Origin of the sequence: Agarivorans sp. 2_MG-2023, from assembly GCF_030548085.1 — a bacterium.
In the GTDB taxonomy this organism is placed as follows: Bacteria; Pseudomonadota; Gammaproteobacteria; order Enterobacterales; family Celerinatantimonadaceae; genus Agarivorans.
This window is the reverse complement of record NZ_JAUORQ010000017.1, coordinates 25,978-38,810: the sequence shown is the minus strand read 5'-3', so window position 1 is coordinate 38,810 and position 12,833 is coordinate 25,978. Positions and strand designations below refer to the sequence as shown.

At 41.1% G+C, this 12,833-nt stretch carries 12 protein-coding genes; 7 read left to right on the top strand and 5 right to left on the bottom strand.

What is annotated here, in order from left to right; all coding sequences use genetic code 11:
• The first annotated feature begins 4 nt into the window (after positions 1 to 4).
• Positions 5 to 406 carry a nitrate/nitrite transporter NrtS gene (nrtS, locus tag Q4549_RS19705; protein WP_303554116.1) on the top strand — a complete coding sequence of 134 codons (402 nt, stop codon included), beginning with the start codon at positions 5 to 7 and terminating at the stop codon, positions 404 to 406.
• 217 nt (positions 407 to 623) lie between these two features.
• Positions 624 to 1,994 carry a glycoside-pentoside-hexuronide (GPH):cation symporter gene (locus Q4549_RS19700; protein ID WP_303554118.1) on the top strand — a complete coding sequence of 457 codons (1,371 nt, stop codon included), beginning with the start codon at positions 624 to 626 and terminating at the stop codon, positions 1,992 to 1,994.
• 74 nt (positions 1,995 to 2,068) lie between these two features.
• Here Q4549_RS19700 and Q4549_RS19695 read toward each other — a convergent pair whose 3' ends face one another.
• Positions 2,069 to 2,926, bottom strand: a complete 858-nt coding sequence (locus Q4549_RS19695) for a tetratricopeptide repeat protein (RefSeq protein ID WP_303554119.1) — start codon at positions 2,924 to 2,926, stop codon at positions 2,069 to 2,071.
• Positions 2,927 to 3,072: 146 nt separating this feature from the next.
• Here Q4549_RS19695 and Q4549_RS19690 point away from each other — a divergent pair, with 146 nt between their 5' ends.
• On the top strand, positions 3,073 to 3,873 hold the full coding sequence (locus Q4549_RS19690; RefSeq protein ID WP_137674561.1) for a response regulator: 801 nt from the start codon (positions 3,073 to 3,075) through the stop codon (positions 3,871 to 3,873).
• A 2-nt stretch (positions 3,874 to 3,875) separates the two neighbouring features.
• Here the strand turns inward: Q4549_RS19690 and Q4549_RS19685 are convergent, their stop codons facing one another.
• Entirely contained in the window at positions 3,876 to 4,160 is a 285-nt protein-coding gene (locus Q4549_RS19685; RefSeq protein WP_303516483.1) for an HlyU family transcriptional regulator, read from the bottom strand.
• Between the two features lie 116 nt (positions 4,161 to 4,276).
• On the opposite strand from Q4549_RS19685, the gene rmuC reads away from it, so the two are divergent.
• Complete coding sequence (gene rmuC, locus Q4549_RS19680; RefSeq protein WP_303554121.1) at positions 4,277 to 5,692, top strand: DNA recombination protein RmuC; 1,416 nt, start codon at positions 4,277 to 4,279, stop codon at positions 5,690 to 5,692.
• Here the strand turns inward: rmuC and malZ are convergent.
• Positions 5,689 to 7,521: a maltodextrin glucosidase gene (malZ, locus tag Q4549_RS19675; RefSeq protein WP_303554122.1), complete on the bottom strand. Its 1,833-nt coding sequence runs from the start codon at positions 7,519 to 7,521 to the stop codon at positions 5,689 to 5,691. The two genes, rmuC and malZ, sit on opposite strands and share 4 nt — an antisense overlap.
• A 186-nt stretch (positions 7,522 to 7,707) precedes the next feature.
• Between malZ and Q4549_RS19670 the strand changes: the two genes are divergently transcribed.
• Positions 7,708 to 9,570: a sensor domain-containing diguanylate cyclase gene (locus Q4549_RS19670; RefSeq protein WP_303554124.1), complete on the top strand. Its 1,863-nt coding sequence runs from the start codon at positions 7,708 to 7,710 to the stop codon at positions 9,568 to 9,570.
• On the opposite strand, the gene Q4549_RS19665 is transcribed toward Q4549_RS19670, so the two are convergent.
• Positions 9,557 to 10,255 carry a pseudouridine synthase gene (locus tag Q4549_RS19665; protein WP_303554126.1) on the bottom strand — a complete coding sequence of 233 codons (699 nt, stop codon included), beginning with the start codon at positions 10,253 to 10,255 and terminating at the stop codon, positions 9,557 to 9,559. The two genes, Q4549_RS19670 and Q4549_RS19665, sit on opposite strands and share 14 nt — an antisense overlap.
• Positions 10,256 to 10,341: 86 nt before the next feature.
• On the opposite strand from Q4549_RS19665, the gene Q4549_RS19660 reads away from it, so the two are divergent.
• The gene (locus Q4549_RS19660; RefSeq protein ID WP_303554128.1) at positions 10,342 to 10,956 is read left to right on the top strand and encodes a single-stranded DNA-binding protein; all 615 of its coding nucleotides are present in this window, start codon (positions 10,342 to 10,344) and stop codon (positions 10,954 to 10,956) included.
• Here the strand turns inward: Q4549_RS19660 and Q4549_RS19655 are convergent.
• The gene (locus Q4549_RS19655) at positions 10,953 to 11,456 is read right to left on the bottom strand and encodes a DUF3087 family protein (RefSeq protein ID WP_303554129.1); all 504 of its coding nucleotides are present in this window, start codon (positions 11,454 to 11,456) and stop codon (positions 10,953 to 10,955) included. The genes Q4549_RS19660 and Q4549_RS19655 overlap by 4 nt on opposite strands.
• Before the next feature lie 213 nt (positions 11,457 to 11,669).
• On the opposite strand from Q4549_RS19655, the gene Q4549_RS19650 reads away from it, so the two are divergent.
• A complete protein-coding gene (locus tag Q4549_RS19650) occupies positions 11,670 to 12,833 on the top strand; it encodes an efflux RND transporter periplasmic adaptor subunit (RefSeq protein WP_303516475.1) in 1,164 nt (387 codons plus the stop codon).

The following is a 12,833-nucleotide window of genomic DNA, read 5'->3' as shown; positions in this document are numbered from 1 at the left end:
ATACATGAACAAAAAAATTGCTAAACGGGCGCTGCTGGTAGCGTTAATAGTCGGGTCTTTATTAAACCTAATAAACCAGTGGGCTGTTATTAATGGCGCCGCGGCTAATTGGGGAGCGCTGCTATTTACTTACTGTGTGCCATTTATCGTTTCTTACTTTAGCGGTGTTATGGCTAATCAAGCGCCTGCCGCCAATAGTAATACCGCTAAACAGCCACCAGCAGAAACTGTATTAATCCAAATTAACCAGTCGTTGTCTGAAATTGGTCAAAAATTACGTTGTTCTATCAACGATACCGGTGATTATGAAACACTCGCCGACAATGCTGAAGAAACCATAAAAGACTTAGCAATCCAACAACAAGCTTTGCTAGCGGTCGTTAAGGCATCTAAACCGTCACAATAAAGTAACCTCTTATTCATCTAACAAGCGGCTCGCTTTAACCTAAGTCGCTAATTTGACCTTGTGTTTCTGTTTATTAGCTGACAAAAACTTTTCTATAGTTTGCTGTACCTCACACTAGATATATATCGTAATATTCGCAACCCTTAACATAATAGTCTGACAATTCTTCGTCAAAGAGAATACTACTCGACAAAACATGTTTTATTGCGGAGATTTTATGAGCACAATTAACCTAACGGTTAAGGAAAAAATTGCCTACGGCTTGGGCGACACGGGATGTAACTTTGTATGGCAAACTGTCATGCTATTTTTGGCTTATTACTACACCGATGTTTATGGTTTATCACCTATCCATATGGGAACTATGTTTTTATTGGTTCGGTTTATCGACGCTGTCACTGATCCCTTAATGGGCTCGTTGGTTGACCGCACTCGAACCAAACACGGACAATTTCGTCCTTATATTCTTTGGATGGCGGTGCCGTTTGGCGTGGCGTGTATGATCACTTTCTACACGCCTGATTTAGGCTCTACCGGCAAAATTATTTACGCATACTGCTCGTATATTCTGCTTACCCTAATGTACACCGCGATTAACGTGCCTTATTGCGCTATGGCTAACGCTATGACTAACGACCCTAAGCAGCGAGTTTCATTGCAGTCTTATCGTTTTGGATTAAGCACTGCGGGTGGTTTAGTTGTGGCATTAGTGGCTTTACCTTTGGTTGACTACATTGGGCAAGGAGATGAGCAGAAAGGCTATTTAGGCGCCATGATCATAATGGGCATTGGTGCAATGTTGTTATTTTTCTATTGCTTTGCCAATACAAAAGAACACCACACAACAGAGCCTAGTGAAGCGAAGAAAGGTTCAACGTTTAGTGATGTAAAACTACTGTGGAAAAACACCCAGTGGCGAGTATTGTTTATTTTAAATATTGTGCTGCTAACTGGCATTGTGCTTAAAGCAGCTTCAACGATGTATTACGTAAATAGTGTAATGGGTCGCCCTGATCTAGCGACGATGATGATGGTGGCTGGCATGCTCGCTAATATTGTTGGTGCACTTGCTTCTGCGCCAGTACTAGGGCGTTTTGACAAAATAAAAACCTATAAAGTGCTGATTGGCATCTCTGGTATTTTATCAGCGTCGATGTTCTTTATTGGACCCACTAACATTATGTTGATCTTTGTGGTGATGATAGTGCTAAGTGTGGTTCAAATGAGTACCACGCCATTGCTATGGAGCATGATGAGTGACGTTGTAGATTACGAGAAATCGCGCAGCGGTCGCTCGCTAAGTGGAATGGTATTTTCAACTAACTTGTTTGCGATTAAAGCCGGTATTGCAGTAGGTGGCGCAATGGTAGGTTGGATACTAGCTGGAGCCGGTTACGTTGGCGGAGCGGAATTACAATCTAACCAAGCAATTACGTGGATCAACTTACTGTATACCTTTATCCCTGGTGTGTTCTTTATCTCGTTAGTTTTTGTTATGCACTTTTATCGTTTAGACGAGAATAAACTGCAACTGATAAAACAACAAAATGAACAAGCGGAAACCAAGTTACAAGCTCAAGTTGTTTAATCTGTTTTGAGTATCCCAAAAAAGCCAATATCAGTGATATTGGCTTTTTTAGTTTGGCGCGCTTTGATGTTCGCTTAATACAGTAAGCTAAAGTACTTACGTCTAAATTGTGAAGACAGTGGGTCACCGTTTAAGGTCGCCAGTATATCTAAGAAGTTTTTCTTAACTTGGCCGTCTGCGGCCTCTAGATTGCTTTGTAAAATCGCATACAGCAACTCTAATGCTTCTTGATTACGGCCTGCTTGTGAGTATTGGATGGCTAAACTTACGCGTAGCTCTGGGCTATCTTCACTGCCATTAAGCTTTTCTTCCAAAGCCTTAATCTCTGGGCTTTCAGCAGCAGCTTGTAATAACTCTAATTGGCTTTTCAGCTCATGGTAATCAGCTTGTTGTTCTTCAAGTGGCAAGGCATTAAGCAAGGTTTCTGCTTCGGCGGCTTGTTGGTTATTTAACAAGGCCTGGATCAGCACCAAAATAATATCGTTGCGTTGCGGTGCTAGCTGGTGTGCTTCTTTAATGACACTTAAGGCTTCACTTTGTTGGTCGGCTTCCAGCAAGGCTTTTGCTTTAGCAAAAAGTTGCTCTTCTGGTGGCGGTAAATGGCGCACAATAGTTTGCATCACTTCTTCTGGAGACGGGATGTCGGCAAATCCGTCAACTGGGCGACCTTCTTTAAGAATGACGACTGCTGGCGCTTGAGTCACGCCAAGTTGCTGCGCTAAGGGTGCAAGCTCATCCATATTCACTCTAGCAAGAACAAAACTACCACCGGTTTGCTGGTGGATTTGCTGCAACAAGCCAAATAGCGGTTCACATTGCGGACTAGAAGGAGACCAAAAGTGGGCGACCACAGGTTGGTTTAGTGAACCTTCAATAAGTACCTGTTGGGCATTCTCAAAACTAATATCGATAACAGACGGTGTAGGCTGCATAGTGTTTTCCGTTAATTGTTTAGCCTTAATTTGGTGACTAAATGCATGTTTTTCAAGTAAGAGTTCTAGATTAGCAAATTAGCGATAAAAAAGCGGGCTTTAAAGGAGTAAACTACATCATCATTTGAAAGTTCAAACAGGGTGTTATGGAATCATTGTCGTTAGCAGATCTTACGATCTTATTGGTAGAGCCTTCAAACATGCAGCGTAATATCATTCGTACTCGCTTACACGAAGCAGGCATTGATAACTTCTTAATGGCAGAGAACTGCCAACAAGCGCTGGAACTCGCGATTAAAACGGCACCAGATTTGGTGGTAAGTTCGATGTACTTTAGCGATGGTACCGCTACGGATTTAGTGCAACAACTTCGCGCAAACGACTTAAGCCGAGATATTGCATTTATGCTTATTTCTAGTGAGGCTTGTCACCATACTCTAGACGCGATAAAGCAAGCTGGTGTTATTGCCATGCTGCCAAAGCCTTTTGAGTTTACTCACTTGTTAGCGGCTTTACAGGCTACGATTAGTTACATTGAGCCAGACAGCCAAGTAATTAATAATCTCGACATTTCCGATAAAACCATTTTGGTCGTTGACGACAGCCAAACTGCGCGTCGACACATCTCTAAGGTGCTTGAAAATATTGGATTGGTTAATTTGTTAGTGGCTGAACATGGCCAAGAAGCGCTAGCTATTTTGGAGCAGAATGAAGTTGATTTGGTCATTACTGACTACAACATGCCGGTTATGGATGGTGCAGCGTTAATCGAAGCCTTAAGGCAACACCCTAAATTTTGTGATATTCCAGCCTTGATGGTGACATCGGAAAATAACTGCGCCAAGTTAGATGGGGTTCGCCAAAGCGGTGTTTCTGCTTTAGTGGATAAACCCTTTGATATTGACGCAGTGAAACAGGTGCTTACTCGACTGTTTGAAAACGTGTAAATTTAGTCGAAGATTTGATCGCCCATCTGATCAATAAAGGTTTTGCACTTATGCATTGCTAGCTCGGCCGCATCGTCTGAGCTAGCACAAGTGTCTGAACGAATAAATGTATGTTCTTTTAACTCGCCATTTATTGTTTTACTAATTACCGCTGCCACTCGGTACTGGCCATTTGACGACTGAGGGCTAGGGGTAATAGTAAACTCATTGTATAACTCTTCTGGATAGCTTTTTGCCTGAACAGGCGCGGCTTGAAACATTTTCTTTAAAGCTGAAAAGATACTCATCTTAATGATTTTCCTAAATTTAAGCTAAAACATGCGAAACAGCCACGAGCTTAACGAGCTGTTTACGGTATGATGCATGATAACGAGCAAAACACCCTAACCGCAATGGAATTACTGTGAACTTAGAGCTTATTTCTTCTCAATTTAACCAAGTTAGCGCTTTAATTACCTTATCTCTCGCTATTCTTATTTTATTACTGTTGCTGATAAATAGCATAAAGGGCAGTCAAGCTAACAAGCAAAAGGCCGCGCTTGATATGCAGATTGACCAGATACAGCAAGAGCAAGCTGAGCTAAAACTAAACCTCGACAATACTCAACAAAGTTTGCAAGAGCAGCTGATCAGCAATGCTGGTTTACGGAATGAAGTTGAATACTTACGTGAAATAAAAGAGCAATTTGAAACTAGCCAGCAATTGTTACAACGTGAGCAACAGCGGTGCGCGTTGCTTCAACAAAAAGACCTTACCTTGCAAGAGCGCATTACTTACCTAGAAAAAAGTGAAGAACGGGTAAAGGCCCAGTTTGAATTATTGGCAAACCGAATTTTTTCTGAAAAAGGTTTGGAACTACAGCAACAAAGTAAACAAAGCATAGAAACTGTGTTGCAGCCTTTAAAGCAGCAGTTAGATGGGTTTAAACAGCAAGTTCAACAGAGTTATGAGAACGAAGCTAAACAGAGACACTCTCTAAAAGACCAAATAGTGACCTTGCAACAGCTCAACCAACAGATGAGTGATGACGCGTTGCGTTTAACTAAAGCGCTAAAAGGTGACAACAAGCAACAGGGGGATTGGGGCGAGTTAATCCTTGAGCAAATCCTTCAATCTTCAGGATTGAGAGAAGGGCATGAATATCAGACTCAAGTAGTGGGTGTGAATCAGCATGGACAAACAATTAAACCAGATGTAGTGGTTAAACTGCCAGGTGATAAGGCTGTAATTGTTGATTCTAAAGTGAATTTGGTGGCTTACGAGCGTTACTTCAACAGTGACGATACAGAAGTTAAGAAAACAGCCCTAAAAGAGCACGCAAAAAGTTTACGTAATCAAATCATTGGCTTAGGCAAGAAAGATTACCATACTCTTTATCAGCTACAGTCTTTAGATTATGTATTGTTATTTGTGCCGATTGAAGGTGCATACTTGAGTGCGCTGGAGCAAGACCCCTCTTTAGTTCAGTTTGGTGTAGAAGCGAATATTTTGCTGGTTAGCCCAAGTAGTTTAATGGTGGCATTGCGAACGATTCAAAATTTGTGGAGAAGCGAACATCAGCAGCAAAACGCTCAAGTTATTGCGCAACGCGCTGGGAAATTGTTTGATAAGTTTGTGGCATTTACTGAAGATTTGCAGAATCACGGTCAACAATTGCAGCGGTCAACTGATAGCTATAATAGTGCGATGAACAAACTGAGTACTGGCAAAGGGAATTTAGTTAGACAAGCCCAACAGTTAAAAGATCTGCAGGTTAATACCAGCAAATCTTTAGACAATAAGTTGCTGGCCGATAGCCAGCAACATGAGACAGTTTAGATACTGCTTAATATCAACGACGATTGCGCTTCCAACGACAATGAAAGTTGTTGTTGGTTGGGCTGCAATTCTTCATTACTTCCCATCAATCTATAACGCGCCGATTGCTGCATATTGCTTAAGTTTAAGGTGATATCGGTAGTATCTCCGCGATTGATTACCACAATAGAATGGTGTTTTGGTAACCAACGTATAAATACCCACACATCATCACTTTCAAGCAAACTGATGATATCGCCTTCTTGAAATTCTTTTCGGTGTTTGCGTAAGGCGATTAACTGCTGGTAATGAGCTAACAATGGTTGTTGCCACTGTGATTCATCCCATGGGAAACAACGACGACAATCTGGATCGTTAGCGCCGGTTACACCCACTTCATCGCCATAATAAATTGACGGTACACCTACATAGGTAAGTAATAGCGTGGCGGCCACTTTATTGAGATCTATGCCATCATTAACTAAGTGACTAAAGCGGGGAGTATCGTGACTGTCTAAGAGGTTATATTGGGCTAGTTGATTAGCAAAAGGAATTGAACCGCGAGACTCGGCTAGCCACTCTGCTAATCCTTTTGCATCAAGTTTAATTGGCGAATAACGCGGCACATCCATTTTGGCTAAAAAGGCAACAATGGGTTGGTTAAAACCGTAATAGTTCATTGCCGCATCTTCTTGGTCACCCTGTAACCATTGAGTTGCTTCGGCGAAGTGCTCGCCAATCATGTAAGCATCCGGGTTAGTGTCTTTAATAGACTTTCTAAACTCTGCTACGTAGTGAGCATTATTTTGTGCACTGTTATGTTCACCCAGCATATGAATCACATCAAAGCGCCATGCATCGATAGAGAAGGGGGGCTTTAACCAATGTTTAAGTACCGACTGCTCACTTGAGTAAATCGCTTTTTGTACTTCTAGGTTGGCAAAGTTAAGTTTAGGCAGGGTCTCTACGCCTTTCCAAGACCAATAGTTACCGCTGTCGTCAAAGTGGTACCAATCTTTAAACAAAGAGTCACTGTTGTGATAAGCGCCGCCCGTTCCTTGCTGGTAGTAGTCCATCCAATGGTGTTGATTAGAAGTGTGGTTGACTACCGCATCTAACATTAACTTCATACCACGTTGCTTCATGTTCGCAGATAAGCTAATAAGCGCATCGTCTCCGCCAAAATGAGGCTCTACTTTAAAGTAGTTACTGCAGTCGTACTTGTGATTACTTGGCGAGCAAAAAATGGGGTTTAGGTAGATGGCGGTAACCCCTAGCTCGTCTAAATAATCGAGCTTTTGTTCGATACCTATTAAATCACCACCATAAAACTCTGTTGCTCCGGTTCCTGAATGAGATTTGGCTACCGGTTCTCCCCATTTCTTTTGAACCACCGCACGGCCATCGCGATGGTAGCTATAACTGTCATTTGTTGGCGTTAGGTTTGGGTCTCCATTAGCGAAACGCTCAGGAAATATTTGATAAAATACTTGCTGTTTTACCCAAGCTGGCGGTTTAGCATTGTGGTTAATTTTAAAATGGAAATGTTTTTGAGGAAGCCTAGATGACTCGCCAGCGGCGTGCAAAAACACTTGCTGGTCTTGGCACAAGAACTTGAAGCAATACAAGGTTAACGGGCTATGAGGGCTAACGGGGATTTTGGTTTGCCACTTTAACCAGTTTCCTTCTTGTTTAGGCTTTGTTAGCTCAATCAACCATTCTTCATGATCAGGCTCTACACGCACAAAAATTTGAGAGTAGGGGTGATTAATAGCGGTGTATAGAGTAATTAAATAGCTGTCTTGCTGCTGAACAACCTGACTTTGTGGATGGAAGCGAAAATCAGTCATGAATTTACCTTTATGTTTTTCACCAGTATCGTTGGCTCAGTTGTGGCATTCAAGTATGAAAACTGAAAAAACCATTATTTGTTTTAATGTGTAATTATGTGCATTGGTGGAAGTTAAAAAAACAGCAAAAACTGTTTAAATGTTTAATAATAGGTTGTAACTAAAACATTTTCTTAAAGTGTGCAATTGAAGCAATCAACTCTTCTAAATAGCTGGTCATGGAAAAAACGCGCCTCGTTATGGGCACTATTGGTGACTTTGTTGTTCTCTGCTGTCGTTTCTCATCGTTATCACACCGTTAAGCATCAAATCGACGAAGAGGTGGAGCTGTCTTTTCGTGGCTTTAGTACAGCAAACAAGCATTTGGTGAGTTTGTTATCTCAACGTTTATCTTTACTCACTCGTACTTTAGGTTTGCTTAACTACGTAAACGATGAAAATGAGCTCACTTTAGTGTCTTTAGCAACTGAATGGCAGCGTATTGCTAAAGACGTCAATCTAGAAGGTAATTTCTATTATATTCATCGAGACGGTCGTGTTGATTTAGTTTTAGACCAAAACAAGCAAGGCCACGAACTTAAATGGAATAGCGAAGTTAACCCTCTCATTACTAATTATTTTAAAGAGCTGGTATGGCGTGGCGAGGGTGTAATTTCTTCAAAAGCATTGCTAGATAGGTCTTCTAATACTTACTTCTACCTTCTTTATATACCGGTGTTTGATAAATGGTCAAAACTAGTAGGTTGGATGGTAAACGAATACGACCAGCAAGCAATTAATCAAACGGTGCATTTTGTAGGACGACCACAGCTTGTAGAGAGAGCGATAATCTTAACCGAAGAAGGAGTCATCATTGAGGGAGACTATAGTAAACCTACTTACAATAAGTTAATCGAATTGGTTGGCCGTATCGATTATGAGTTGACACAAAGTTATTTCTTAAGAGACGATTTTGTAAACAAAAAAGACCCTTACTCGGTAAGTGGAGGGCTAATGTTTACCAAAGAAACAGGAATAGAAGAAGACGAGCCCAACTTAACATTCCTGTATATTTCTTATCGTGATTTGATAATAGACAGTAAATACTGGTTAGTGTTTTTCGCTGTTGTATATATTGCTGCGCTGTTTAGTTGTTTTATCGGCTCTTACCTTACCGAAGTCATTCGCCGTGAAAAAGCAGTGGTTAGAAAACTTAATGCTCTGAGACAGGCTGCTTTTGAGGGAGAGTTTTCTCAGCTTATTACCGATGTTGACGGTGTTATTGTGAAGGTGAATCGCTACCTAGCTGAAAAAATGGGCCTTACTACTGAATCCATGATGGGTAAAAAGATGACTGATTTTGGTCATTCCTCTCCCAGCTTTGAATCCATTTTACAATTGGCCAAAAATCAAGGTAGTTGGTTAGGTGAGATATCTATTCATGATTCAAACGGTGCAACTTCTATTCAGCAAATGACAGTTACTGCGGTATATGCCGACCAAGAAATAAAAAATTATGTTTGTTCTAGTATCGATATTAGTGCGCAAAAGTCATTAGAACGAAAATTACAGCGTCTAGCGAATACCGATCCGTTAACGGGTGTATCGAACCGCAGGCACTTTGAACACTCAGTATATTTAGAACAAAGTCGCAGCGATCGCAACGGTTCGCGCTTTACCATCTTGATGTTGGATGTCGATCATTTTAAACAACTAAACGATAAACATGGTCATGACGTGGGTGACTTGTGTTTGATTAGGTTGGTAGAAAAAGTGAACGAACTAAAACGCGAGACAGACTTGCTGGCTCGCTGGGGTGGAGAAGAATTCATTATGTTACTGCCTGAAACTGACGTTTCTCAGGCATTGAATTTGGCGGAACGTTTACGATTGTCTTTTGAAAATGATCTCAATGACCCAAGTTTTACCTGTAGTTTTGGCCTAAGTGAAAATCAAAAAGACAGTAGTTTTGCAAAACTGTATAAGCAAGCAGACAGTGCCCTTTATCAAGCTAAGTCACAGGGTAGAAATCAAGTTGTGTTGTATGTAGAGGAAGCTAAAAACAGCTAATTTCTTCGGCCCTTAAAGCGCGATATTCACCTGGCTTTAGCGAAGCGTCGAGGCCTATGTCGCCTATCTTTTCTCTGTGTAAACCCACAACTTTGTTACCCACTGCGGCCAGCATGCGTTTTACTTGGTGATAGCGTCCTTCACTAATCTGCAAAACTATTTGCGTGGCGTTTATGTGCTCAACCAGAGCCGGTTTAGTTGGTTTGTCTTCGCCGCGTAGCATTAAACCATCGCGTAATTGCTGCAGTTCTTCTTCGCCGATTGCATCCGCTAATTCCACTCTGTATTGCTTAAATTTATTCGCTCGAGGGCTAGTCACTCGGTGTGACCATTGACCGTCGCTGGTTAGCAGTAACAATCCGGTCGTATCAACATCGAGCCTTCCGGCAGAATGTAGTGGATTGCTTAACTCTGTAATTAACGATAATGCGCTAGGGTGGTTAGCTTCTGCTTCTGTACTTAAATACCCACTGGGTTTATTCAGCATAAAGTAACAGTGCTCTTGTAGACTAAGTAGTTGGTCGTCTAGAAATACACTGTCATCTTGCTTTATGGCTAGCTGTGCATTTATAGCAAGTTGTTGATTTACCTTAAGTCTATTGCTTTTTATTAGCTTTTTGGCATCGCTACGAGAAATCAGTTTTGCTTTCGAAAGGTATTTGTCTAATCGACAAGGGTATTTCATAATGGCCTAGTACAGAAGGTAAAAACAGATAGTAACGTTATCTGAATGCTTCAACAAACCCTATATAGTAGTGTGGAGAAAGATTTTTGCAGGTAATTTGTCGTTCAAATATTGAAATACTTGGCAACCTTGTGACTAAAGATGTCACGCTTCGCTATTTTGGTGATGGAACTGCGATCACTCAGTTTGAAGTATTGGTAAAAAAGAAAACCAAATCATCAGCGAAAGAGCAGATTGAAGTGTTTCAAATTACTGTTCGGGGCGAGCAAGCTGAGCGACTTAAAAGCTACGCAAAAGCTGGGGATGGTGTGGTAATTAATGGTCGGCTAAGAAACCAGAGAGATTCCGCAGGGGAGATTGTTAGCGCAATAGACGCTGAACAACTTAGTTTCGTCGGTGGACCAACTCAGCTTTATTGGAATAAAGCCACATTAATTGGTGAAATCGCTCATGCTTCTACTTTACGTAAAAGTGTCAACGACCAAAGCTATATTAAACTACAACTTGCTACAGACCTTAGTGACACCCAGCATCGAGTAAACTGTAATTTATGGGCTTACCCAGCAGAGTTGATTGCCAAAAAAGCAAAGTTGGGCGATAAGTTAGTGGTTGAAGGGAGCCTAAAAAAGGCTTTTGCCGATGACCAGAAAGTTTCACCTATATTGGTAGATGGGCACACCTGCTTGCACTTTCTCGACTAATACTTTGCTAGTTGAGTCTGATGGTATTGGCTTGTGTCAATAACAAGCCCTTGAGCTTGAGCTAGTTCATCTAGCTTTTGTTCACTTAGCGCCAGTTCACTCAGCATTAAGGTGTTGTCGTCTAATTCCCATATCTGCCTGCTGCCTAAATAGCTAAATTTAATAATACTGAACGCTATCGCATCACCGTGTTTTGAGGCTCTTGATAGCGAAGCCATCTTACGGTTAATTTTGTTTAATTCTTGTTTCAGCTCCCAGACATAAATGACTTCGGCAAACCATGGCTTTGTTTTACAAAAAAGTACTACAGGCACAATCGACAATACTGCCGCTACAACGCCCATTAAATTGAGGTAAAAGTTATCTGATCCTATAGAGAATAGGGCTATGAACAACGTTGACCATACTAAGGTGAATAGGGTCAACAAGGCTGAAATACCAATATAGCTGTAACGAGAACGTGTTTGATAAATGTCTTTATTTACGGGTTTAAGTTGCATATTGCTGCCTAGCTAAAACAAGTGGAGCAATAGTAACAAAGTGTATTAATGTGGGTAAATGAAAACAGCTTGATTGTATGTAAAGTAAGCTGTTGTTTACTATTTAAAAAAATGTACAGTTAAAACTAGACTATTGGTTTTCATGTAACTGTTTACGGTCTATCATTACAATTGATTTAACTAGGTACACATTAATAAACACAAGGATCGTTTATGAACCGCACACCTGTTGTAGCTCGTGTGGCTAAAGCGTTAGGATTGACGCTAGCCTCACTTTCATTATTAAGTGCGTGTGACACTGCACCACCACCTCCTCCAGAAGTTAAAGCAAATGTTAAAGTGCTCGAAGTTACCATGCAACAAGTTACGCCAAGTAACGATTTTGTTGGCCGAACTGAAGCGACTCAAGACATTACTTTAAAATCTAAAGTTCGCGGCAATCTTGCAAAAACTAATTTTCAAGAAGGTAGCATCGTAGAAAAAGGCGATTTACTGTTTGAAATTGACCCAGAACAGTACGATGCAGCTTTAAAATCTTCTAAAGCAATGGTAGCGCAAGCGAAAGCCGCTTACGATACTGCTGTACTGAACTTTAAACGTGGTGAAGGGCTAATCAAAGACAACTTTATTAGTCAGTCTGATTACGACAATCTGCTATCTCGCAAGTTACAAACTAATGCTGCATTGCAAAGTGCTAACGCAGAATTGGATAACGCGAAACTAGAATTAGGCTACACCAAAATTTACGCACCTTTTACAGGTCGTATTAGCCGAGCAGCTGTTTTCACCGGTGATCTCATCATACCTGATCAAACTGAACTTGCAGACCTAGTGCAAATGGAACCAGTTTGGGTGAACTTCCAGTTACCAGAAAAAGTGTTAATTGAAGCTCAACGAGCGCATAAATCAGTTACCACGCCATTTAAGTTAAGTGATTTCCCTGTAAAAATTCAGTTTCCAGACGGCTCTATGTTTGAAGAAACCGGCAACATGGATTTTGTAGATAACCGAGTAGACGCTACTACTGGTACCTTGGCAATACGCGCTGAGTTTCCGAATAAAGAACACATTATTGTTCCTGGTTTGTATGTGACGGTAATTATTGAATCTCCAGAAATGGAAGAAGTGTTGTTAATCCCACAACGTGCTGTTCAAGAAGATCAGCAGGGACGTTACGTTCTTACGGTTGATAAGAAAGACGTTGTGACTCGAAAAAATGTTGAGCTTGGTCAGCGTTACGGTATTGACTGGGAAGTGGAGAAAGGTTTAGAAAAAGGCGATTTAGTTATCTCTGAAGGTTTACAGAAAGCCCGAGTAGGCGCTGAAGTTGACCACGAAATGGATACTATTCAGCCATTTTCTGACACTAAATCTTAA